This window comes from Rhodoferax sp. RT4P68 (assembly GCF_056521305.1).
Genome location: NZ_JBWMBB010000001.1, coordinates 386,660 through 409,190 on the forward strand (window position 1 = coordinate 386,660; position 22,531 = coordinate 409,190).

Annotated in this window: 16 protein-coding genes; 13 read left to right on the forward strand and 3 right to left on the reverse strand. The window is 70.5% G+C overall.

Going from position 1 to position 22,531, the window contains the following annotated elements:
* From AC099J_RS01770 to AC099J_RS01815, 10 genes are all read left to right on the forward strand, one after another.
* Nucleotides 1–1,635 carry an ABC transporter ATP-binding protein gene (locus AC099J_RS01770; RefSeq protein ID WP_479613479.1) on the forward strand — a complete coding sequence of 545 codons (1,635 nt, stop codon included), beginning with the start codon at nucleotides 1–3 and terminating at the stop codon, nucleotides 1,633–1,635.
* Nucleotides 1,636–1,730: 95 nt separating this feature from the next.
* Complete coding sequence (locus AC099J_RS01775; protein WP_479613818.1) at nucleotides 1,731–2,627, forward strand: 2-hydroxyacid dehydrogenase; 897 nt, start codon at nucleotides 1,731–1,733, stop codon at nucleotides 2,625–2,627.
* Nucleotides 2,624–3,991 (forward strand): aminotransferase, encoded by a 1,368-nt coding sequence (locus AC099J_RS01780; protein WP_479613480.1) that lies wholly within the window; start codon nucleotides 2,624–2,626, stop codon nucleotides 3,989–3,991. The genes AC099J_RS01775 and AC099J_RS01780 overlap by 4 nt, the downstream gene beginning before the upstream one ends.
* A gap of 2 nt (nucleotides 3,992–3,993) precedes the next feature.
* Nucleotides 3,994–5,031: a histone deacetylase family protein gene (locus AC099J_RS01785; RefSeq protein ID WP_479613481.1), complete on the forward strand. Its 1,038-nt coding sequence runs from the start codon at nucleotides 3,994–3,996 to the stop codon at nucleotides 5,029–5,031.
* A 61-nt stretch (nucleotides 5,032–5,092) separates the two neighbouring features.
* The gene (locus AC099J_RS01790; protein ID WP_479613482.1) at nucleotides 5,093–5,986 is read left to right on the forward strand and encodes a DMT family transporter; all 894 of its coding nucleotides are present in this window, start codon (nucleotides 5,093–5,095) and stop codon (nucleotides 5,984–5,986) included.
* A 34-nt stretch (nucleotides 5,987–6,020) separates the two neighbouring features.
* Nucleotides 6,021–6,713: a GntR family transcriptional regulator gene (locus tag AC099J_RS01795; RefSeq protein ID WP_479613483.1), complete on the forward strand. Its 693-nt coding sequence runs from the start codon at nucleotides 6,021–6,023 to the stop codon at nucleotides 6,711–6,713.
* Between the two features lie 269 nt (nucleotides 6,714–6,982).
* Complete coding sequence (locus AC099J_RS01800; RefSeq protein ID WP_479613484.1) at nucleotides 6,983–8,011, forward strand: histone deacetylase family protein; 1,029 nt, start codon at nucleotides 6,983–6,985, stop codon at nucleotides 8,009–8,011.
* Between the two features lie 106 nt (nucleotides 8,012–8,117).
* A complete protein-coding gene (locus AC099J_RS01805; RefSeq protein WP_479613485.1) occupies nucleotides 8,118–8,984 on the forward strand; it encodes a phosphotransferase in 867 nt (288 codons plus the stop codon).
* Nucleotides 8,981–9,211 (forward strand): hypothetical protein, encoded by a 231-nt coding sequence (locus AC099J_RS01810; protein WP_479613486.1) that lies wholly within the window; start codon nucleotides 8,981–8,983, stop codon nucleotides 9,209–9,211. Before AC099J_RS01805 ends, AC099J_RS01810 begins: the two co-directional genes overlap by 4 nt.
* Nucleotides 9,204–10,475 (forward strand): aspartate aminotransferase family protein, encoded by a 1,272-nt coding sequence (locus tag AC099J_RS01815; protein ID WP_479613487.1) that lies wholly within the window; start codon nucleotides 9,204–9,206, stop codon nucleotides 10,473–10,475. Before AC099J_RS01810 ends, AC099J_RS01815 begins: the two co-directional genes overlap by 8 nt.
* Before the next feature lie 78 nt (nucleotides 10,476–10,553).
* Here the strand turns inward: AC099J_RS01815 and AC099J_RS01820 are convergent, their stop codons facing one another.
* On the reverse strand, nucleotides 10,554–11,351 hold the full coding sequence (locus tag AC099J_RS01820) for an ABC transporter permease (RefSeq protein ID WP_479613488.1): 798 nt from the start codon (nucleotides 11,349–11,351) through the stop codon (nucleotides 10,554–10,556).
* Between the two features lie 14 nt (nucleotides 11,352–11,365).
* Complete coding sequence (locus AC099J_RS01825) at nucleotides 11,366–12,316, reverse strand: ATP-binding cassette domain-containing protein (protein WP_479613489.1); 951 nt, start codon at nucleotides 12,314–12,316, stop codon at nucleotides 11,366–11,368.
* Between the two features lie 75 nt (nucleotides 12,317–12,391).
* Here AC099J_RS01825 and AC099J_RS01830 point away from each other — a divergent pair, with 75 nt between their 5' ends.
* From AC099J_RS01830 to AC099J_RS01840, 3 genes are read left to right on the forward strand one after another with little or no spacing between them, the layout of a single operon-like run.
* Nucleotides 12,392–12,664: a type II toxin-antitoxin system ParD family antitoxin gene (locus AC099J_RS01830; RefSeq protein ID WP_479613490.1), complete on the forward strand. Its 273-nt coding sequence runs from the start codon at nucleotides 12,392–12,394 to the stop codon at nucleotides 12,662–12,664.
* A 2-nt stretch (nucleotides 12,665–12,666) separates the two neighbouring features.
* Nucleotides 12,667–12,972, forward strand: coding sequence for a type II toxin-antitoxin system RelE/ParE family toxin (locus AC099J_RS01835; protein ID WP_479613491.1), 306 nt, complete (start codon nucleotides 12,667–12,669; stop codon nucleotides 12,970–12,972).
* Between the two features lie 16 nt (nucleotides 12,973–12,988).
* The gene (locus tag AC099J_RS01840; protein ID WP_479613492.1) at nucleotides 12,989–18,139 is read left to right on the forward strand and encodes a RecQ family ATP-dependent DNA helicase; all 5,151 of its coding nucleotides are present in this window, start codon (nucleotides 12,989–12,991) and stop codon (nucleotides 18,137–18,139) included.
* 69 nt (nucleotides 18,140–18,208) lie between these two features.
* On the opposite strand, the gene AC099J_RS01845 is transcribed toward AC099J_RS01840, so the two are convergent.
* Nucleotides 18,209–22,453 (reverse strand): response regulator, encoded by a 4,245-nt coding sequence (locus AC099J_RS01845; protein ID WP_479613493.1) that lies wholly within the window; start codon nucleotides 22,451–22,453, stop codon nucleotides 18,209–18,211.
* Between the last annotated feature and the right edge of the window lie 78 nt (nucleotides 22,454–22,531).

The following is a 22,531-nucleotide window of genomic DNA, read 5'->3' on the forward strand; positions in this document are numbered from 1 at the left end:
ATGGAACCGATCGCCCCACCCGTGCTCGACATCCAGGCCCTGGACATCCGCCTGCCCTTTGGTGCCGACCGCGCGCTGGCCGTGCAGGGCGCCTCGCTGCAGCTGCTGCCGGGGCAGACGCTGTGCGTCGTCGGCGAATCCGGCTCGGGCAAGTCGATGATCGCCAACGCCATCATGGGCCTGCTGCCGCGCCCGCAGGTCGAGCCGGTGGCCGGCCGCATCCTGTTCGACGGGCACGACCTGCTGCAGTTAAGCGAAGACCAACTGCGCACGCTGCGCGGCCGGCGCATGGGCATGGTGTTCCAGGAGCCGATGACGGCGCTGAACCCTGTCATGCGCATCGGCGAGCAGATCGCCGAGGTGTTCGATGCGCACGTGCAGATCGGCAGCGCCGAGAAGCGCCGGCGCATCCTCGCGGCGCTGACCGACGTCGGCCTGCCAGAGCCCGAGCTGTTGATCGACAGCTACCCGTTTCGCCTGTCGGGCGGCCAACGCCAGCGCGTGGTGATCGCCTGCGCGCTGGTCCTGGAGCCCGCGCTGCTGATCTGCGACGAGCCCACCACCGCGCTGGACGTGACCACGCAGGCGCAGATCTTGAAGCTCATCCGCGAACTGCAGCAGCGCAAGGGCACGGCCGTGCTCTTCATCACCCACGACTTCGGCGTGGTGTCCGAGATCGCCGACCACGTCGTCGTCATGCAGACGGGCGAGGTGGTTGAATCCGGCCCCGCTGCCGCCGTGCTGGCGCGGCCGCAGCATGCCTACACGCGCAGGCTGATCGCCGCCATCCCGCAGGGCACCATGCGTGCGCCGGCCGACGGGCGCGATGTCAACCACGTCCTGCAGGTGCAGGACTTGCGCAAGACCTATGTGACCGGTGGCAGCCTGTTCAAGAAGGGCCGGCGTGTGGAGGCGGCCAAGGGCCTGTCGTTCGACGTGCGGCGCGGCGAGACGCTGGGCCTGGTCGGCGAATCCGGTTCGGGCAAGTCCACGGTCGGTCGCTGCATCGTCGGCCTGGCGCCGTTCGACAGCGGGCGCGTGCTGTTCAAGGGCCAGGCCATGCAGCCGGGTGCGCAGTACCGCGCGCAGGCGCAGGGCAAGATCCAGATGGTGTTCCAGGACCCGTACGCCTCGCTGAACCCGCGCCACCGCATCGGCGCGGCCATCGCGCAAGGGCCGATTGCGCAGGGCCTGTCGAAAGACAAAGCCATGGCCCGGGCGCATGAACTGTTGCAGCTGGTGGGCCTGGGCCCCGAGGCGGCAGACCGCTTCCCGCACGAGTTCTCGGGCGGGCAGCGCCAGCGGATCGGCATCGCCCGCGCACTGGCCATGGAGCCGCAATTGCTGGTGGCCGACGAGCCGGTGTCCGCGCTCGACGTGTCGGTGCAGGCTCAGGTCTTGAAGCTGTTTGCCGAGGTGCGCCAGCGCTTCCAGCTGGCCATGGTCTTCATCACGCACGACCTGCGCGTGGCCGGTGAGATGTGCGACCACATCGCCGTCATGCAGCGCGGCGAGATCGTCGAGTATGGCGAGACGGCCAAGGTGCTGGCCGACCCGCAGCACGCCTACACGCGCACGCTGATCGAGGCGCAGCCGAGGTTGTCGGCGGCGGCGCTAGAGGCGGTGGCCGCATGAGTGGCGACCGGCCACCTGAAGGCGCCCGCGCCGCAGCCGCAGCCGCAGGCATCGCCACCCGCCGCTGCATCGCCCTGGTGTCGGACCAGATCGCCATGGACTACCTGGTGCCGGCCTTCCGCGCGCGCTTTCCGCAAGCCGAACTGCGCTTGGCCGATATCCGCGTGCAGCAACTCGGCCACCTCGACGACATCGACACTGTGGTCTGCTGGTCGCCGCCGCCCGGCCTGCTGGCGCGCATGCCGCGCCTGCGGCTGGTGCAGTCCATCGGCGCCGGCACCGACCACATCACGCGCGACCCGTCGTTGCCCGACGTGCCGGTCTGCCGCATCGTCGACCCCGAGATGGCCGCCGGCATGAACGCCTATGTGGCCTGGGCCGTGGTGCACGGCCAGCGCCACATGGGCCGCTACCTGGACAACCAGCGCCGAAGCAGGTGGGAGGAAGCGCCCATCGTGACGCCGGGCCGCCACCGCGTCGGCGTCGCCGGCCTGGGCGTGCTGGGCCAATCGGCGGCCCGCACGCTGGTGGCCATCGGCTACGCGGTGCGCGGCTGGAGCCGCTCGCCCAAGGCCGGGTTGCCGGCCGGCATCGAGGCCTTTCACGGCGACGCCGGCCGCGCTGCGTTTCTCGCCGGCTGCGACACGCTGGTCTGTCTGCTGCCGCTGAACGACGGCACGCGCGGCATCCTGAATGCCGACCTGTTCGCACAGTTGCCGCAAGGCGCGCGCCTGGTCAACGCCGGCCGGGGCGCGCACCTGGTGCAGGCCGATTTGCTCGCCGCGCTCGACAGCGGCCGCCTTGTCTCGGCCGTGCTGGACGCCTTCACCGAAGAACCACTACCGTCCGCCCACCCGTACTGGCAGCATCCGCGCATTACGGTCACGCCGCACATCGCCACGCGCACCGGCCCCGAGGCCATCGCGCGTCAGACCCACGACAACCTGGCGCGTCTCGAACCCTGTCGCGCCGACACCGAAGGAACCCGATGACCCAACCCCTGAGCACCGGCGACAAAGACGTCGCCACACACCTGCACTCCTACACCAACCTCGCCGCGCTGCCGCACACGCCGCCGCTGGTCATCGTGGGGGGCGACGGCATCCACGTCATCGACGACCAGGGCAAGCGCTATGTGGAGGGCATGTCCGGCCTGTGGTGCGCCTCGCTGGGCTTCTCGAACCAGCGGCTGGCCGATGCCGGCGCCAAGGCTTTGAAGACGCTGCCGTACTACCACACGTTCAACCAGCGCACCAACGTGGCGGTGGCCGATCTGGCCGAGCGGCTGCTGGCGCTGGCGCCGGTGCCGATGGCCCGCGTGTTCTTTGCCAACTCGGGCTCCGAGGCCAACGACAGCGCGGCCAAGATGGTCTGGTACTACCACAACGCCATCGGCCAGCCGGCCAAGAAAAAAATCATCGCGCGGCGCAATGCTTACCACGGCGTGACGGTGGCGGCCGCCAGCATGGGCGGGCTGGACAGCAACCACCGCGACTTCGATCTGCCGATCGCGCGCTTCCTGCATGTGGACTGCCCGCACCACTACCGCTACAGCCAGCCCGGCGAGACCGAGCAGGACTTCTCCACACGGCTTGCCGCGCAGCTGGAAGAACGCATCCTGGCCGAAGGCCCCGAGACCGTGGCCGCCTTCATCGCCGAGCCGGTGATGGGCGCAGGTGGCGTCATGCTGCCGCCGGCCGGCTACTTCGAGAGGGTGCAGGGGGTCTTGCGCAAGTACGACGTGCTGATGATCGCGGACGAGGTGATCTGCGGGTTCGGCCGCACCGGCAACATGTTCGGCAGCACCACCTACGGCATCCAGCCCGACATCCTCACCTGCGCCAAGGCGCTGTCGTCGGGCTACGTGCCGATCTCGGCGGTGATGGTCAACGAGAAGGTGCACAGCGCGATTGCTGCGCACAGCGGCAAGCTGGGCAGCTTCGGCCACGGCTACACCTACTCGGGCCACCCGGTCGCCTGCGCGGTGGCGCTGGAGGCGCTGAAGGTCTACGAGGACGAGAAGATCGTCGAGCACGTGCAGGCGCTCGCTCCCGCATTTGCGGCCGGCTTGCAGTCGTTCGCTAGCCGGCCCTGGGTTGGCCACGCGCGCAGCGTGGGCCTGATCGGCGCGCTGGAATTGGTGGCCGCCAAGGCCGCACGCACGCCGTTCGCGCCCGAGCACAAGGCCGGCTTTCGCCTGGCCACGATCGCGCTGGAAGAGGGCCTCATCGTGCGCGCCATGGGCGACACCATGGGCCTGTGCCCGCCGCTCATCATCACGGCCGCCGAGCTGGCCGATCTGTTCGCGCGCCTCACGCGTGCGATGGACCGTTTCGACGCGGAAATGAAGGGTTGACCATGCAAGCCTTCTTCTCCGACGACCAGCTGCTGCACGACCCGCAGCAGTTCATGCGCCTGGGCCGCATCTGCAAGCCCACCGACCTGCCCACGCGGGCCGAGGCACTCATGGGCACGCTGGGCGCACGCGGCATCACCGTCAGCACCCCGCCGGATGCCGGCCGCGCTGCGCTGGAGCTGGTGCACAGCGCCGACTACCTGGACTTTCTGCAGACCGCCTACGAGCGCTGGCAACAGCTCGGCAGCCCGGGGCTGGAACCCGGCATCGAGGTGCTGCCCAATCTGTCGCCGCACGGGGCCCGGCTCGGCCCGTGCCCATCGCCCTCGGTCATCGCGCAGACTGGCTGGTACATCGGCGACCTGGCCTGCCCGATCGGCCCGCACACCTGGCGCTCGGTACTGCGTTCGGCCCATGCCGCGCTGGCGGCGGCCGAGACGGTGCGGGCCAGGGGCGGCGTCGCCTATGCGCTGTGCCGGCCTTCGGGCCACCACGCCCAGCATGCGCGCGCCGGCGGCTTCTGCTACGTCAACAACAGCGCGATCGCCGCCGCCACGCTGCGCCAGACGCACGCCCGCGTGGCCGTGCTGGACATCGACGCCCACCATGGCGACGGCACGCAGCAGATCTTCTACGAGCGCGCCGATGTGCTGACCGTCTCCACCCACGCCGACCCGGCCGGCTACTACCCCTGGTACACCGGCTACGCGCACGAGCGCGGCACCGGCGAAGGCGAGGGTTGCAACCTGAACCTGCCGCTGGCCCATGGCAGCGGCAACGCGGCGTTCGCCAGCGCGCTGGACACGGCCGTGGCCGCGATCGAGCGCTTCCAGCCGCAGGCTCTGGTGATGCCGCTGGGCTTCGACACCTACAAGGACGACCCGATCAGCGTGCTGAAGTTCGACATGGAAGCCTTCCGCCTGGCCGGTGCCCGCGTGCGCGCGCTGGGCCTGCCCACCGTGGTGGTGCAAGAGGGCGGCTACATGGTGGGCGCCATCGGCGCGGCGCTCGATGCGTTCCTGGAGGGGCTGCAAGGGTGAGCGATGCGCCGGGCGGCCCCCAGCACGCGCGCACCGCAGGGCAGTGCGCGCAGGGATTCCCATGAGCGCTGTCCAGCGGCCTGCAGCCGCGCCACGCAGCGACAGCGCGGCCACGGGCATCGCGCTGTTCCTGTGCGCACTCGTGCTGTTCGCGGCCTACGACGCCTTCGCCAAACAGATGGTGGCCAGTTACGCGCCGGCCGTCGTCAACCTGGGCCGCTACACCGCCATCGGCACCATCGCGTTGGTGCTGCTGCTGCGCCACGGCGACCTCAAGCTGTGGCGCCAGCCGCACCAGAAGCTGCTGACGGCGCGCAGCGTGGCACTGGGCATCGTGGCCACCTGCTTCATGACCGCGCTGGTGACCATGCCGCTGGCCGAGGCCACGGCCATTTACTTCACGGCGCCGCTGATCATGGTGGCGCTGTCGCCCTGGCTGCTGGGCGAGCGTGTGGGCCGCGCGCAATGGACGGCGGTGCTGCTGGGCTTCGCCGGCATGCTGTGCATCGTGCGACCGGGCGGCAGCCTGCCGCTGGTGGGCACGTTGCTGATGGCGGTGTCTGCGGTGTGCTATGCGCTGTTCCAGGTGCTCACGCGCCGGCTCTCCGGCCTGGTGGCGGCGCCGGTGCAGTTCGCGCACATGGCGCTGGCCTGCCTGGTCATCACCAATCTGCCGGTGCTGTTCATGCCGCAGATCGTGATTCCACCGTGGCCCGAGATGGCGCTGCTGATCGCCGGGGGCGCCGTGAGCGGCAGCGCGCAGCTGTTGCTGCTGGCCGCGTTCCGCCGTGTCGGCGCGGCCACGCTGGCGCCTCTCAACTACGTGCAGCTGCTGCTGGCGGTCTTGATCAGCACGCTGTGGTTCCAGCGTCCGCCGGACGCCCTGGCGCTGGCCGGCATGGCGCTGATCGCGGTCGCCGGGGTGTACCTGGCGCGGGCGCGGCGGCCGGCATGATGCACGCTACAACAAGAGAGACAGGAAACCCACCATGACATTCAGCCGGGCCGAAGCCGCCCCAGCACCCGCGTTTTCCTCGATCCAGATGCCCGATCTGGTCGGCGTGGTCGAGGCGCAGCTGCAGGAGGCCATCCTGTCGGGCCGCATCGGGCCCGGTGAGCGCATCGTCGAGGCCGAGCTGGCGCGCCAGATGGGCGTGAGCCGCGCGCCCGTGCGCGAAGCCGCGCGCCGCCTGGAGAGCCTGGGCCTTCTGGTCTCGCGCCCGCGCCACGGCTTTGCGGTGCGCACGGTCTCGTCCAAGCAGGTCAACGACCTGTACGAGGTGCGCATCCAGCTCGAACTGCTGGGCGCCGCGCTGGCCTGCCAGCTGGCCAGCGATGCCGAGCTGGCAGCGCTCGATGCGCGCGTGGACGACATGGTGGCACGCGCGGAAACGCTGGCGTCGCGAGAGCGCGTGGCGCTCGACCTGGACTTCCACTTTGCGATCAGCGCGCTCTCGGGCAACCACTACCTGCACCGGCTGTTCGACAACCTGCAGACCGAGGTGCGCATGTTCCTCGCGCTGAGCGAAGACAGCTACGGCGACCTCAAGGCCCTGGCCGAAACGCACCGCCCCATCGCCCACGCGATGGCCCGGCGCGACGTGGACGCCGTGCAGCACGCGCTGCGCTTTCATCTCGAGGACGCCAAGGCCCATGCCAGCGGCCTCTTCACCAAATCGTGAGATGACCGCCCACGCACGCGTTGCCATGGTGAGCGGCGGCAACCGCGGCATCGGCCTGGCCATCGCGCGCGCGTGCGTTGCACCGCGCTGTGCCCGGGCTTCGTCGCCACCGACATGGCGGCCGGCCTCACGCCGGAGCAGCTGCGCCACGCCACGCAGCCGGAGGACGTGGCCCGCATCGCGCGCATGGCGCTGGAGCTGCCGGCCTCGCCAGCGTGGCCGAGATCCCCATCAGCTGGACCGTCGAACCCCAATACTGAAAGCCCACCATGCACGTCATCTACAGCGACCAGCACACCGGCCACGACCCGCAGCAGTTCATCGTCCGCGGGCGCCTGAAGCGCAGCAACGAGCAGCCCGAACGCGGCACGCTGCTGCTGAACGCCGCCCGCGCCCAGGGCCACGTGGTCGTGGCGCCCGACGACCACGGCCCCGGCCCGCGCGCGGCCATCCACACACCGCAGTACCTGCGCTTTCTGGAGACGGCGTGGGAGCGCTGGCAGCTGCTCGAAGGCGCGTCCGACGAGGTCATGCCCAACGTGCACCCGTTCCCGGGCCAGCCCTTCACCTACCCCGACAGCCTGGTCGGCCAGGCCGGCTACCACATGGGCGACATGGCATGCGCCATCGGCCAGCACACCTGGCACGCCGCCACCTGGTCGGCCCACGTCGCCACCCACGCCGCGCAGCTGGTGCTGGACGGCGAGCCCGCCGCCTATGCGCTGTGCCGCCCGCCGGGCCACCATGCGTATGCCGACCGCGCCAACGGCTTCACCTACCTGAACAACGCGGCCATCGCCGCCCAGCACCTGCGCGGCCGCTACGACCGCGTGGCCATCCTGGACATCGACGTGCACCATGGCAACGGCACGCAGGGCATCTTCTGGCGCCGCAGGGACGTGCTGACGATTTCGCTGCATGGCGACCCGCATTTCTGCACGCCGTTTTTCACCGGCCACGCGCACGAGGTGGGCGAGGGCGAGGGCCTGGGCTACAACCTGAACCTGCCGCTGCCGCGCGGCACGCAGGACGAGGCCTTCCTCGCCGCGCTGGCCACCGCCCTGGCCACCATCCGCGCCTATGCGCCCGGCGCGCTGGTGGTGGCGCTGGGGCTGGACGCGCACGAGCACGACCCCTACCAGGCGCTGGCCGTCAGCACGGCGGGCTTCGGCCGCATCCTCGGCGAGATCGCGCGGCTGGGCCTGCCGACGGTGCTGGTGCAGGAGGGCGGGTACCTGTCCGAAGACCTGGGGCCGAACCTGGCGAGTGCGCTGGGTGGGTTTGAGGGGGCGGCATGAGCGCGCGGACGAGGGGCCCCGCTTGCGGGCATCGGCCCAGCGAAGGCGGCTGGGGCGCTGACGGCCTGATGCCGATGATGGCGCGGTCGAATGGAGGCGCCGCTTGATGGCGCACGACCTCGACGCCGCCATCCGCGCGGCCTTGCCAGAGGCCGCCGTGCTGACGGCGCCGCCCGCTCCCGTCGCGACGGCATGGGCCTCTGACCTGCTGCTGCGCCTGTATGGCCTTCAAGGCGAGCTCACACCGCTCACGGGCGAGCGCGACGCCAACTTCCTGCTGCAGCCGGCCGATGGGGGCGCGCGCTGCATGCTCAAGCTGTCGCACCCGGATGAAGACCCCCTGGTCGCGGATTTTCAGACCCAGGCGCTGCTGCACATTGCCGCCACCGACCCCGACCTGCCGGTGCAGCGCCTGCAGCCGGACCGGCACGGCGCGCCGTCCGTCCAGATCGAAGACGCCGAAGGCCGCACCCGCGTCGCCCGCGTGTTCAGTTACCTCGAAGGCCTGCCGATGCCGAACGCGCCACGCTCGGCCGCGCAGCGCACCAACGTGGCCCGCATGCTGGCGCGGCTGGACCAGGCGCTGGCCGGCCTCACGCACCCGGCTGCCGCCCGCGAACTGCCGTGGGACATCCAGCGTGCCGACCGCGTGCGCCCGCTGCTGGTCCACGTGGCCGACCCGGCGCGCCGTGCGCTGGCGCAGGCCGCGCTCGACGGCTTCGAGCAGCGCACCAAGCCGCAACTGGCCGCCTTGCGCCGCCAGCCCATCCACAACGACTTCAACCTCTACAACCTGCTGGTCGATGCGGCCGACCCCGCGCGCGTGGCCGGCATCCTGGACTTCGGCGACATGGTGCATGCGCCGCTGGTGACGACCTGGCCGTCGCGGCCTCCTACCACCTGGACGCGCAGGGCGACGCGCTGGCCACCATCGCGCGGTTCGCGGCCGACTACCACGCGGTGTCACCGTTGACGGAAGCGGAAACCTTGGCGCTGCTCGACCTGGTGCGCGCCCGCCTGGCCATGGTGGTCGCCATCAGCGGCTGGCGCGCTGCCCGCCAGCCCGACAACGCGGGCTACCTCATGCGCAACAACGCCGTCTCGTGGGCGCGTCTCGCAGCCTGCGCAGACCTCACGCCGGAGCAGGTGCAAGAGGCCATCTACGCAGCCTGCCGGGCCCAGGAGGCTACCCATGCCTGAGACCACCAACGCCGACATGCTGGCCCGCCGGGGCCGCCTGCTGGGCCCGGCCTACCGCCTGTTCTACGACGAGCCCTTCCACCCCGTCCGCGGCGAAGGCGTGTGGCTGTACGACGCCGCCGGCACGCCCTGGCTGGACGCCTACAACAACGTGGTCTGCGTCGGCCATGCGCACCCGCGCGTGGTGGACGCCATCGCCCGCCAGGCCGCCACGCTGAACACGCACACGCGCTACCTGCACGAGGGCATCCTCGACTACGCCGAGCGGCTGCTGGCCACCATGCCACCGGAACTGGGCCACGCCACCTTCACCTGCACCGGCAGCGAGGCCAACGACCTGGCCATGCGCATCGCCTGCGCGCACAGCGGCGGCACGGGCCTCATCGTCACGCGCTTCGCCTACCACGGCGTGACCTCGGCGCTGGCCTGCGCCTCGCCGTCACTGGGCAAGTACGTGCAGCTCGGCGACCACGTGCGGCTGGTGGATGCGCCAGAGGGTGGTGATGCCGACACCGGCCCGCGCTTTGCCGATGGCGTGCGTGCGGCCATCGCCGATCTTCACGCGCACGGCCTGAAGCCGGCCGCGCTGCTGGTCGACACTGTCTTCTCGAGCGACGGCGTGTTCACCGATCCGCGGGGCTTCCTGCGCGAGGCGGTAGAGGTCGTGCGCGCGGCCGGCGGCGTGTTCATCGCCGACGAGGTGCAGCCCGGTTTCGGCCGCACCGGCGAATGCTTCTGGGGCTTTGAGCGCCACGGCGTGGTGCCCGACATCGTGACCATGGGCAAGCCGATGGGCAACGGCCACCCGGTGGCCGGTCTGGCGGTGCGGCCAGGCGTCATGCAGGCCTTCGGCCAGGCCAGCCGCTACTTCAACACCTTCGGCGGCAACCCCGTCTCGATGGCTGCAGCGTCGGCCGTGTTGGATGTGATCCAGCACGATGGGCTGCAGCAGCGAGCGCTCGAAGTGGGCGGCTACCTGCGCGAACGCCTGGCCGCGCTGGGCCAGCGCCACGCGCTGGTGGGCGAGGTGCGCGGCGCCGGCCTGTTCGTCGGCGTCGAACTGGTCACCGACCGCGCCACGCGGACCCCGGCCACGGCCGAGGCCGCGCGCGTGGTCAACGGCCTGCGCCAGCGCCAGGTGCTGCTGAGCGCCACCGGCCCCGGCGCCAATGTGCTGAAGATCCGCCCGCCGCTGGTGTTCCAGCGCGAGCATGCGGATCTGCTGGTGGAGCGGCTGGACGAGGTGCTGGCGGGGCTGGGGTGACGGGGCATGCTTGATGCACCGTCAGTGCGCCATGCCGGAGGCGCCGTATGTGCTCGGCGCGTTCAGGTCTTCAGGCGCTCAGCCCCTGAACCGCTTGCGCGTCATCGCCAGCGCCACCCAGAACGCGACCACGGCGTAGCCCACCACCACCAGCCCATGGCGCAGCGCGTGCTCCGGCCAGCGGTCCATGAACAGCGGGCGTACCAGCTCCACGGCGTTGGTCAGCGGCAGCCAATCCGAGATCAGCCGCACGATCTCGGGCAGCTGCTCGCGCGGGAAGAACACCCCAGACAGGAACATCATCGGCGTCAGCACCAGCGTGAAGTAGTAGGTGAAGAAGTCATAGCCCTTGGCCAGCGCGTTGAACACCAGCGCGATGGCGCTGAACATGATGCCGGCCGCCAGCAGCACCGGCAGCGCCACCAGCAGCTTCCAACTGTGGCTGATGCCCAGCGCGAGCATCACGCACAGGATGGCCGTCACGGTGAAGATGGACTTGAACGCGGCCCACAGCAGCTCGGCCAGCACCACGTTGTCCAGGTTCACCGGCGCGTTCATGATGCCCTCCCACGTCTTCTGCACGTGCATACGCGAGAACGCCGAATACAACGCCTCGAACGAGGCCGCGTTCATCGCGCTCATGCAGATCGAGCCCGAGGCCAGGAACAGGATGTAGGGCACCGTCTCGCCCCCGACCTGCAGCTGCCCCACCAGCGCACCCATGCCGTAGCCGAAGGCCACCAGCCACATCAGCGGCTCGGCGATGTTGCCGACCAGACTTGGGATGGCCAGCTTGCGCCAGACCAAAAGGTTGCGAAGGAAAACCGGCCACCAGCGGGAAGACAGTTCGGGTGCACGCCAGATGTTCATGCTCATGCTCATGCTCATGCTCATGCGTCTTCCCGAATCTGCCGGCCCGTGAGTTTGAGGAACAGATCCTCCAGATTCGCCGGCCGGTGCAGCGTGCGCATCTGGGTGTGCACGCCCAGCGCTGCGAGCAGCGGCTTGGCGTCTGCGGTATAGAAGAACACGGTCTCGCCGCTGACCTCCACACGCGCTGCCAAGGCACGCAGCGGGGAGTGGGCCGCGTCCTTGGCCAGTGCCAGTGCGCCGTTGCCATAGACCTCGACGACATCGGGCTCCAGATGCTCGGCGATCAGGTCGCGCGGCCTGCCTTCAGCGATTTTCCTGCCGTGGTCGAGCACGAGCAGGCGCGAGCACAAGCGCTCGGCCTCGTCCATGAAGTGCGTGGTCAAGAGGATGGACTTGCCCTGCTGCAGCAGCAACTGCAGCCGCTCCCACATGAGGTGGCGGGCCTGCGGGTCCAGCCCGGTGGTGGGCTCGTCCAGCAGCAGGAGGCGCGGGTCGTTGACCAGCGCGCGCGCCAGGCTCAACCGTCGCCTCATGCCGCCGGACAGCTCGACCGGCCTGGCATCGGCCTTGCTCGTCAGCGCGCCGAACTCCAGCAGTTGGGGAACGCGTGCGGCGATGGTGGCGCGCGGCAGGCCGAAGTAGCGGCCGTAGACCAGCAGGTTCTCGCGGCAGCTGAAATCCGGGTCCAGCGTGTCGGACTGCGACACCACGCCCAGCTCGGCCTTGATGGCCAGCGCGTCCTGCGGCATCTGCAGCGCGCGGCCATCGGCGGCGTGGTAGGTGATGCGGCCGGCGTCCGGCGCCGTCTGGCCCAGGCACATGCGGATGGTGGTGGTCTTGCCGGCGCCATTGGGGCCGATCACGCCCAGGCATTCGCCCGGGGCGATGGAGAACGACAGGTCGTCGACCACGGTGGCTGTGCCGTAGCGCTTGGTGAGCGTCTGCACGTCGAACAGGGGGGAGGGCATGCGGGGATTGTGGGCCAGCTTGTCGCCGCTTGCCCGGCTGCGGATAATCACTAACAGTTAGTGAAAGGAGATCACATGCCGACCAGCGTGGCTCTGGGTGAGCACTTCGAAACCTTCGTCAAGATGCAGATCGCAAGCGGCCGCTACAACAACGCCAGCGAGGTTGTGCGCGATGGCCTGCGCATGCTGCAGGACCACGACGCGCAACGCGAGGCCAAGCTGCAGCGACTGCGAGGCGACATCCAGGCCGGCATCGACAGCGGGCCCGCCACGCCGCTGGACATGCACGAGGTGAAGGCAGAAGGCCGGCGCCGCCGTGCTGCACGCGTGAGCGCCGCCGGGGGCTGAGCTTGCCGCAAGTCCGCAAGCGGCCATCGGCACATGCCGATCTGGCGGATATTTGGGCTTACATCGCCGATGACAGCGAGCAGCAGGCCGACCTGTTCATGGACATGCTCGACGGCAAGCTGGCCTTGCTCGCCACGCAGCCTGAGATGGGGCGCGAACGGCTTGAGTTGGCGCCCAAGCTGCGGGCGTTTCCTGTGAAGCGCTACGTGGTGTTCTATCGGCCCATCCGTGATGGCATCGAGGTGCTGCGCGTGTTGCACAGTGCGCGGGATGTGACGCGGGCGAAGTTCGGCGTGTCGCGCAGGTGATGCGGGGATCGGCGCTGTGACAACTTTCAGGGGCGCGGCGACCGTCGTCCATGCATGTGTTTCGCTCGACCTGGAGGTCGGCATCGAGGACAGCCGCATCCACCAACTGGCGGCGGTGCGCGGCGACGACGGCCAGGCTTTCGTGCAAGCGCACGGCGACCTGCAGGCCGCACTCTTGGCCCTTGAGGCCCACGCCCAAGGCGCCACCTACCTGCTGGGCCACAACCTCATCGCCTTCGACGCGCCGCATCTGGCCGCCGCGCGACCGCACAGCGCGCTGCTGCGCCTGCCCCGCATCGACACGCTGCGCCTGAACCCGCTGGCCTTTCCTCGCAACCCGTATCACCACCTCGTCAAGCACTACCAGGACGGCGCGATCCGGCGCGGGCAGCGCAACGACCCGGAGCTGGATGCGCGGCTCACGCTGCAGCTGCTGCAGGACCAGGTGCTGGCGCTGCGCCAGGCCGACCCGCAGCTGCTGCTGCTTTGGCATGGGCTGGCCGCGCGCGACGCGGACGGTGCGGGCACGGCGCAACTGTTCGCGGAGCTGCGCGCGGCGCAGGGCTCTGCCGAACTGCGGGTGACACCGGCACCCGACGACGCCACGCTGCAGAGCGCGCTCGCCACCTTCCTGCAAGGCCGCGCGTGCAGCACCCGCGCACACGATCCAGCCCTGCTGCTGGCGGCCTGGCCCCTCGCCTACGCGCTGGCCTGGATCAGCGTGGCCGGTGGCAACTCTGTCATGCCGCCCTGGGTGCTGTACCAGTTCCCGCAAGCTGCCGCCCTGGTGCGCGATCTGCGCGACCGCGCCTGTAACCAGCCCGACTGCGCCTGGTGCGCCGAACACCACGACGCCCAAGCCGTGCTGCGCCACTGGTTCCCCACCCTGCAGGGCTTTCGCCCCGAGCCGGCCGACGACCAGGGCCGCCCGCTGCAGCAGCGCATCGTGCAGGCCGTGCTGGCCAGCGAGCCGGTGCTCGGCATCCTGCCCACCGGCACCGGCAAGTCCATCTGCTACCAGTTGCCGGCGCTGGCCCGCTACGACCACACCGGCGCGCTGACGGTCGTGATCTCTCCGCTCGTCGCGTTGATGGCCGACCAAGTCGCCGGGCTGGAGGCGCGCGGCATCAGCGCCTGCGCCGCGCTGAACGGCCTGCTCTCCATGCCCGAGCGCGCGGAGGTGCTGGAGCGCCTGCGCCTGGGCGACATCGCCATCCTGCTGGTCTCGCCCGAGCAGTTGCGCAGCCGCGCGCTGCGCACCGCCCTGCGCCAGCGCAGCATCGGCCTGTGGGTGATGGACGAGGCACACTGCCTGTCCAAATGGGGGCAGGACTTCCGCACCGACTACCGCTACGTGGGCCGCAGCATGCGCGAGCTGGCGGGGCCTGATCCCGTGCCGCCGGTGCTGTGTCTGACGGCCACCGCCAAGCCCGATGTGGTGACCGACATCGTCGACTACTTCCGCACCAGCCTGGGTGTGGAACTGCAGGTGCTGGACGGCGGTGCGAAGCGCGACAACCTGGACTTTGCCGTCATTCCCACCAGCGGCGCGACCAAGTTGGAGGCCATCCACCAGTTGCTCACGCACGACCTGCAGCCGGATGCGAAGGACGGCGCCATCGTCTACGCCAGCTCGCGCCGCGGCACGGAAGAGATCGCCGAATTCCTGCGCGCCAAGGGCTGGGCGGCGGGGCACTTTCATGCCGGCCTGCCGCCCGAGACCAAGAAGAGCACCCAGCAACGCTTCATCGCCGGCGAGCTGCGCGTGATGGCCGCCACCAACGCCTTCGGCATGGGCATCGACAAGCCCGACGTGCGGCTGGTCATCCACGCCGACGTGCCCGGCTCGCTGGAGAACTACCTGCAGGAGGCCGGCCGCGCCGGGCGTGACCGCAGCGCGGCGCGCTGTGTGCTGCTCTATGCCGAAGACGACGTGGAGCGGCAGTTCAAGCTGTCGGCCCGCTCGCGGCTCACGCAGGGCGAGATCCAGGCCATCCTCAGATCATTGCGCCGGTTGGAGCGGCGGCGCCGGCCCGGCGACACGGTGGGCGAGATCGTCGCTACGGCCGGCGAGATTCTGCGTGAAGACGAGAGCGCCGAGTTTCAGCGTGACCAGCTCAGTGACGACACCCGCGTGCGCACGGCCGTGGCCTGGCTCGAAGAGGCGCGCCTGCTGTCGCGCGAAGAGAACATCGTCAGCGTCTTCCCCTCCTCGCTGCGCGTGCCTTCGCTCGACGCCGCGCGCGAAGCGCTGGTGGCGCATGGCATCGTTCCCCCGTACCGCACACAGCTGCTCGACATCATCGGCCTGCTGCTGCAGGCCGACCCGGACAAAGGCGTCTCCACCGACGAGTTGATGGGCGTGGCCCGGCTCTCGCCCCAGGGCGTGCGCAAGGCGCTGTTCGACCTGGAGCAACTGGGCATCTCCAGCAACGACCTGGCGCTGACGGCCTATGTGCACCTGGGCGTGCCCAACGCGTCCGTCAAGCGGCTCGAAGAAGCCTCGGCCATGGAGGCGGCGCTCATCTCGGCCCTGCGCATCGCCGACCCCGACCTGGAGCCCGGCCAGCACGCCACCCTGCACCTGCGCAAGCTGTGCCAGGCTTTGCAGGACGATGGCCACTCGCAGGCCCTGCCCGAACGCGTGTGGCGCCTGCTGCGCAGCCTGGCTGCCGACGGGCGCGACGAAGACCGTGGTAGCGGTGGCGACAGCCTCGCCCTGCGCCGGCTCGACCCCGAGACCGCGCGCGTGGAGCTGCGCCGCCCGTGGTCCCGCATCGCCGAACTGTCCGAGCGCCGTCGCGCCGCTTCGCAGGTGCTGCTGGCGCACCTGGCCCAATGCGCAGGCGGCGCGCGCGGCACCGACCTCTTGGCGAGCACCACACTGGGCCGGCTTACCTCTGCCCTGCGCGAAGACCTCGTGCTGGCCTCCAGCACGCCCAACCTGCCACGCCTGCTGGACCGCGCGCTGCTGTGGCTGCACGAGCAGGAGGTGTTGCGCCTGAACAAGGGCCTGGCCGTGTTCCGCCCGGCCATGACCATCCGCCTGGCGCAGGAGAAGCGCAGCTTTGCCAAGGCCGACTTCCAGCCGCTCAAGATGCACTACGACGAGGTGGTGTTGCAGATCCACGTGATGGCCGAATACGCCCAGCGCGGCCTGGCCGCCATGGCCGATGCGTTGCGGCTGACGCTGGACTACTTCCGCATGGAGCGCGCGGACTTCCTCACGCGCTGGCTGCCGGGGCGCGAGAAAGAGACCGCGCGCGAAACGCTGCCCGCCTCCTGGCGCGCCATCGTCGAAGCGCTGGACCATCGCCAGCAACAACGCATCGTGGCCGACGAGCGCGAGATGACCAGCGTGCTGGTGCTGGCCGGCCCCGGCTCGGGCAAGACGCGCGTGCTGGTGCACCGCATCGCGTACCTGCTGCGCGTGCGACGAGAAGCCGCCAGCGGCATCGTCGCGCTGGCCTACAACCGCCACGCCGCGGTGCAGATCCGCCAGCGGCTGCACGACCTGGTTGGCGATGACGCGCGTGGCGTGACGGTGCTGACCTGCCACGCACTGGCCATGCGCCTCACCGGCACGCGCGTGCAGGCTGGCAGCCAGCCCGATGAGGGCTTCTTCGACGGCGTGATGCGCCGCGCCACGGCGCTGCTGGAGGGCCAGGGCCTGGCGCCCGAAGACGCCGACGCACAGCGCGAGCAGTTGCTGGCCGGCTTTCGCTGGATGCTGGTCGACGAGTACCAGGACATCGGCCCCGCGCAGTACGCGTTGATCGGCGCGCTGGCCGGCCGCAGCCGCCAGGGCGAGGACACGCGCCTGTCGCTGTTCGCCGTGGGTGACGACGACCAGAACATCTACGCCTTCGCTGGTGCCTCGGTGCAGTTCATTCGCCAGTTCGAGGCCGACTACAAGGCCGGCACCGAGTACCTGGTCGAGAACTACCGTTCCAGCGCGCACATCATTGCCGCCGCCAACCGGCTCATCGCACCCGCGCCCGACCGCCTGAAGGCCGCGCACCCCATCCGCATCGACCGCAAGCGCCGGAACGCGCCACCCGGTGGCCGCTGGCAGGCGCTGGACCCGGTGGCGCGCGGCCGCGTGCTGCGGCTCACACCGGCGCACGACGGCGACGTGCAGGCCGTGCAGGCACTGGACGCACTGCGCCGACTCGCCGCGCTGGACCCGGCGTGGGACTGGGCACGCTGCGCCGTCATCGCCCGCAGCTGGAAGCAGCTGGAGCCGCTGCGCGCCTACGCCGAGCACCTGGGCCAGCCGGTGCAGTTGGGCCGCGAGCAGATGCCGCCGTTCTGGCGCCTGCGCGAGACGCAGGCGCTGCTGGAATGGCTGCGCGCCGACGACGGCCTGCTGTTCGTGGCCGCGCCCACCGTGCAGACCTGGCTGGACCAGCCGCCACACACCGGCCCCTGGTGGAATTTGCTGCGCGAGGCGTTGGACGCCTATGCGCTGGAGACCGCCGGCGCCGAGATGCCGCCATCGCACCTCGTCGAGTGGCTGGTCGACTGGGGCCGCGAGCAGCGCCGCCGCCAGAGCGCGCTGCTGCTGACCACGGCCCACGGCGCCAAAGGGTTGGAGTTTGACCACGTGGTGGTGCTGGACGGCGGCTGGTCGCCGGGCGTCAGCGAGCCCGAAGACGTGCTGCGCCGCCTCGCCTACGTGGCCGTGACGCGGGCGCGCGAGACGCTGACGCTGGCGCGCCTGGCGGCCACACGGCGATCGGTGTTCGATGTACTGCACGAAGCCGGCGTCGCGTGCCTGGACCAGCCCGCGAGTGCGCCCGTCGAGCTACCGGCCGCCATGTCGCGCCGCACACTGGCGCTGACACCGGCCGATGTGGACCTGAGCTTTGCCGGCCGCCACGCCGCAGGCCATCCGCTGCACGCTGCCATCGCGCGCCTGGCCGTGGGGGATGCGCTGCAGCTGCGCATGCGCGATGAACGACGCGAGCTGTTGGATGGCACGGGGCAGGTGGTCGGCCGCCTGTCACGCGGTTGCCAGCTGGACCCCGCCGTGCCCGTCGTTGCCGTGCGCGTGCGCGCCGTGCTGGTGCGCCGGCGCGAGGACAGCGAAGAGGCGCACCAGGAGGCGCTGCGCTGTGATCGCTGGGAGGTGGTGCTGGCGGAGGTGGTGGTCCAGGCCGCTTGAACACCGCATGCGCTTGGACACTGGTCGCCGTGCGCCCGTCGACGGGAAAGCGGCGCGACGACTGCCGGCTCAGCCAATGGCGAACCGTGCCCGCAGCCCCGCCAGCACCTCGTCCAACGGCCCACGCAGCGCGTGCAGGTCGGGATCGTCGATGTCCAGCGGCTCACCGGCCGCGCGTGCGGCCTGCAGGCGCTCCTCGGCGCGCCGGGCTGCCTTCGCCAGCGCCAGCGCCCCCACGGTGCCGGCGTTGGACTTGAGCGTGTGCGCCAGGCGCTCGGCCGTATCCAGGTCACCGGCCGACAGCGCTTCACCAATGTTCTCGATCACGCCCGCCTGCCCGTCCAGGAAGCTGCGCAGCACGCGCTCATAGAGCTTGGCCGAACCGTTGCAATAGCGCAGCCCCGCCTCGGTGTCCACGCCCGGCAGGCCCCCGCCCGGCGCCGCAGGGGCAGGCGCAGCCGGTGCTGCCGCCATGCTTGGCGTCGATGCGGGCAGGGGTGCCGGTGGCAGCGCAGGGGCCGGTGCCGGTGCCGGTGCCGGTGCCAGCGCAGATGCGGGTACGGGTACGGGTACGGGGACGGGGACGGGGACGGGGACGGGGACGGGGACGGGCGCCCGCGCGGGTCCATATGCAGAAGCAGGTGCAGGTGCAGGTGCAGGTGCAGGTGTACGTGCGGGGGCCGCAGCGGGATTCGGCCTGGCGGCGCGCCAGCGCGCCAGCGTGGCACACAGTACATCGAAGTCGAATGGCTTGGACACGAAATCGTCCATGCCCGCGGCCAGGCAGCGTTCGCGGTCCTGCTGGGTGGCATGGGCCGTCATGGCGATGATGGGCAGGGCGCGCCAGCGCGGTTCTGCGCGGGCCAGCGCAGTGGTCTCATAGCCGTCCATCCCCGGCATCTGGATGTCCATCAGCACGGCCTCGAACTCCTGCTCGCGCAGGCGCTGCAGCGCTTCTTCGCCGCTCGAGGCGATGGTGATCAGCACACCGGCCTCCTCCCCCAGCAGATGCGAGGCCACCTCCTGGTTGAAGTCGTTGTCTTCGACCAGCAGCACCCGCATGCCGGCGATGCCGCGCAACGCCGGGGCGGCCGACACGGCCGCCGCCGACCCCCGGGCCGGGCGCAGCAGGCCCATCAGCGTGTCGACGATCTGCGAAGCGCCGAAGGCCTTGGGCAGGTAGGCGTCGATGCCCGGCGCACGCTGGCGGTCGTGCGCCCGGGCGGCACTGACATCGGCTGTCAGCAGCACCACGTGCACCTCGCCTGCCGGCCCCAGCGCCGCGCGGATGCGCTCGGCCGCGTGCGTGCCGCCGCGGCCGGCCAGGGCTTCATCCAGTAGCACGATGCCGAAGCCCTGGGCGGCGACGTCGGCCTGGTGCGCCAGCGCCAGCGCTTCGTCGACCGAGCCCGCCAGCGCGGCGCGCATGCCCAGCGAATCCAGCACGGCGCGCGCGTGTTCGCGTGCATCGGCGTGCGCATGCACGACCAGCAGCCGCTGGCCGCGCAGACCCGGCAACGCCGTTTGCGCTGCCGCCCCTTCCACGACGTCGAACTGCGCGGTGAAGCTGAAACGGCTGCCTTCGCCGGGCCGGCTTTCCACGCGGATCTGCCCGTCCATCAGTTCCACCAGCTGCTTGCTGATCGCCAGGCCCAGCCCGGTGCCGCCGAAGCGTCGCGCATGCGAGGTGTCGGCCTGGGTGAAGGCCTGGAACAGTTGATCGACCTGCGCTGGGGTCATGCCGATGCCCCGGTCGGTGACCGAGAACTCCAGCTCCACCCGTGGGCCGGTGCGCGCCATGTGCAGCACCGCGACCACGATCTCCCCGTGTTCGGTGAACTTGATGGCGTTGCCGCACAGGTTCATCAGCACCTGGTTCAGGCGCAGCGCGTCGCCGGACAGGCCCGCCGGCACGGCCGCATCGATGGCGATGCGCAGCGACAACCCCTTCTCCGCCGCGCGTGCGCCGAGCAGCGAGGCCACATCGTGCACCACCTGCGCCAGATCGAAGGGCTGGCTCTCCAGCTCCAGCTTGCCGGCCTCGATCTTGGAGAAATCCAGGATGTCGTTGATGATGCCCAGCAGCGATTCGGCGGCGACGATGGTCTTGTCCAGGTAGCTGCGCTGCTTGCCCTCCATCGGGCCACGCAGGGCCAGCCGGGTCATGCCGAGGATGGCGTTCATCGGGGTGCGGATCTCGTGGCTCATGTTGGCCAGGAACTCGCTCTTGGCGCGTGTGGCCGCCTCGGCCGCGTCGCGCGCGCCCTCCAGTTCGGCATTGGCCTGGGCCAGCGCCCCGGTGCGTTCGGCGACCTTGCGTTCGAGTTCTTCCTGGTGGCGCTGCTGCGCGGCGGCGGTGTGCTGCCCTTCCAGATCCTGCGCTGCCCGCACCGCCAGCACCTGCAAGACCGAGTGCACACGCCCCGGGTGGTGCAGCGCGCGTTTCCCGGTGGCCACGATGTCGCCGAGCGGCTGGCCCTGCGCATCCCACAGCGGCACCCTCACCAGGCTCTCGGCCTGCCACAGCGCCAGCAGCGTGCTGTCCGGGCAGCGCTGGCGGGCGCCCTGCGCCACGATCTGCGTGCCAGATTCGGCCAGCACCGGGCAGCCCAGCAGGGCCTGTGCGTCGGCCGCGTGCACGGCCAGCGCGGCGTCACCGGCCACGGCCTGCAGCACCTGCACCCCGCCGGCATCGGTGCGGCCCAGCAGCATGGCATGGTCGAAGCCGAAGGTTTGGCTGACGAACCCCAGCAGCTCGCGGCCGAATGCACCTTCGCTCTCGGGCCCTGCACCGGCGCGCTGCGCGACGAAGTACAGCGCCGACTCCATGGCCTTGCGCGCGCTGACATCGGTGATCGTGGCGCGCAGGATGCGCTGGCCTGCATAGGGCAGCAGCACCAGGCGCGTCTCGCAGTGGATGTCCTCGCCCAGATCCTCACGCACCACGATCCGCTCGACTTCGACCAGTTCGCCCGCCAACACGCGCTGCTCGGCCTGCTCGCGCGTCACTGTATCGGGCCGCGCGGGGCGGTAGAAGCGCTCGAGCCCGCCCTCGGTCAACTCGGTCAGCGTGCAGCCGAACAGGCGCAAGGCATTGGCATTGGCGTCCACGACCCGGCCGGCGTCGATGTCGTAGGACAAGATGGCCTCGGGCGCTGCCTCGGTCAACACGCGGGCACGCGCCTCGCTGGCCTGGGCCGCCTGCTCCGCCAGGCGCCGCTTGCGCGCCTGCATGGCCAGGGCCAGCATCTGCAGGGCCATCAGCGTGAACGCGCCGATCACGCCGATCACCTGCCAACGGTACTGTTCCCACAGCGTCGGGGGTCGGTCCAGGAATGCGCTGCCCGGCGGCAGCTGGTCCGGGTCGATGCGCCAGCGCTGCAGCTGCGGCCAATTGAAGGTAGGGACGTAGACCGGCTCGATGCGTGTCACCTGCTGCTGCAGGCGCAGGTCGCCGCGCAGGTAGTCGGTGGCCACCGTGCCCAGGCGCTTGCCGTAGGTCTCGGTGCTCAGGACAGAGCCGCCCAGGACGGCATGACGCAGGAACGAGTCGGCCAGCGCGAAGACCGGCACCGGCGCTTGCGCGCTCACGGCATTGGCCACTTCGACGGGGATCTTGGTCACGCCATAGTCGTCACCGAAGTACGGCGCCAGCAGCACGACGGTGTCGGCGCCGGCTTGCCGCACGCGCGCCAGCATGTCTTCGTAGCGCAGCTGGTCGGTGTATTCGATCTGCAGCTGGGATTCGAGCGGTGCCAGCTCCGCACGCGCCAGCCTGGCATACGGCGTATCGCTCGCGCTGCCGCCGACGACCACGATGGCGCGCCGTGTCGTGGGCAGGGTGGCCATGGCCAGGCGCAGCGTACCGGCGTAGTCCGGCCACCAGGGCATGTGGATCATCCGGCTGCCTTGCAGACGATCGACCTCTGCAAAGCGCCGCACGTTGGTCATGAGGACGGCGCCGGGATACAGCGAGCGGCCTTCGTTCAGCGCATAGTCCAGCGCCGGATGCCCCTGTGCGAACAGGATCGCGACATTCAACTTGCGTGCGCGCGCCTGCAACAGAGGCGTAAGCGCTGCGCGGTGTTCGGTCGAGGGGTGGCGTTCCAGGTCCAGGTACTCGACCTGCACGTCCGACACGCTCAAGCCGGCGTCGCGCACGGCCGACAAGATGCCGCTTTGGGTGGCCTCCACCACCGGGTAGCCCACATGCTGGGAATGCAGGATGACGATGGTGCGCTTGTCCGGCACGGGCTGCTGCGCCGGGGTCTGCGCCAGGCAGGCCGGCGCCAGGAGCCCGGTGATCCAGGCCAACAAAAGCCATCGAAACAGAGAGGCAGCGCGCGCGATCGGACGCTGCTTGGTCGGTCTTCCTGGCATGGAACGTCCCCT

Excerpts from the sequence above, each read along its gene's own strand:
- AC099J_RS01800 (WP_479613484.1), top strand. The coding sequence starts at position 6,983 with ATGCACGTCATCTACAGCGACCAGCACACCGGCCACGACCCGCAGCAG.
- AC099J_RS01780 (WP_479613480.1), top strand. The coding sequence starts at position 2,624 with ATGACCCAACCCCTGAGCACCGGCGACAAAGACGTCGCCACACACCTG.
- AC099J_RS01785 (WP_479613481.1), top strand. The coding sequence starts at position 3,994 with ATGCAAGCCTTCTTCTCCGACGACCAGCTGCTGCACGACCCGCAGCAG.
- AC099J_RS01825 (WP_479613489.1), bottom strand. The coding sequence starts at position 12,316 with ATGCCCTCCCCCCTGTTCGACGTGCAGACGCTCACCAAGCGCTACGGC.
- AC099J_RS01820 (WP_479613488.1), bottom strand. The coding sequence starts at position 11,351 with ATGAGCATGAACATCTGGCGTGCACCCGAACTGTCTTCCCGCTGGTGG.
- AC099J_RS01770 (WP_479613479.1), top strand. The coding sequence starts at position 1 with ATGGAACCGATCGCCCCACCCGTGCTCGACATCCAGGCCCTGGACATC.
- AC099J_RS01790 (WP_479613482.1), top strand. The coding sequence starts at position 5,093 with ATGAGCGCTGTCCAGCGGCCTGCAGCCGCGCCACGCAGCGACAGCGCG.
- AC099J_RS01775 (WP_479613818.1), top strand. The coding sequence starts at position 1,731 with ATGGACTACCTGGTGCCGGCCTTCCGCGCGCGCTTTCCGCAAGCCGAA.
- AC099J_RS01830 (WP_479613490.1), top strand. The coding sequence starts at position 12,392 with ATGCCGACCAGCGTGGCTCTGGGTGAGCACTTCGAAACCTTCGTCAAG.
- AC099J_RS01805 (WP_479613485.1), top strand. The coding sequence starts at position 8,118 with ATGGCGCACGACCTCGACGCCGCCATCCGCGCGGCCTTGCCAGAGGCC.
- AC099J_RS01795 (WP_479613483.1), top strand. The coding sequence starts at position 6,021 with ATGACATTCAGCCGGGCCGAAGCCGCCCCAGCACCCGCGTTTTCCTCG.
- AC099J_RS01815 (WP_479613487.1), top strand. The coding sequence starts at position 9,204 with ATGCCTGAGACCACCAACGCCGACATGCTGGCCCGCCGGGGCCGCCTG.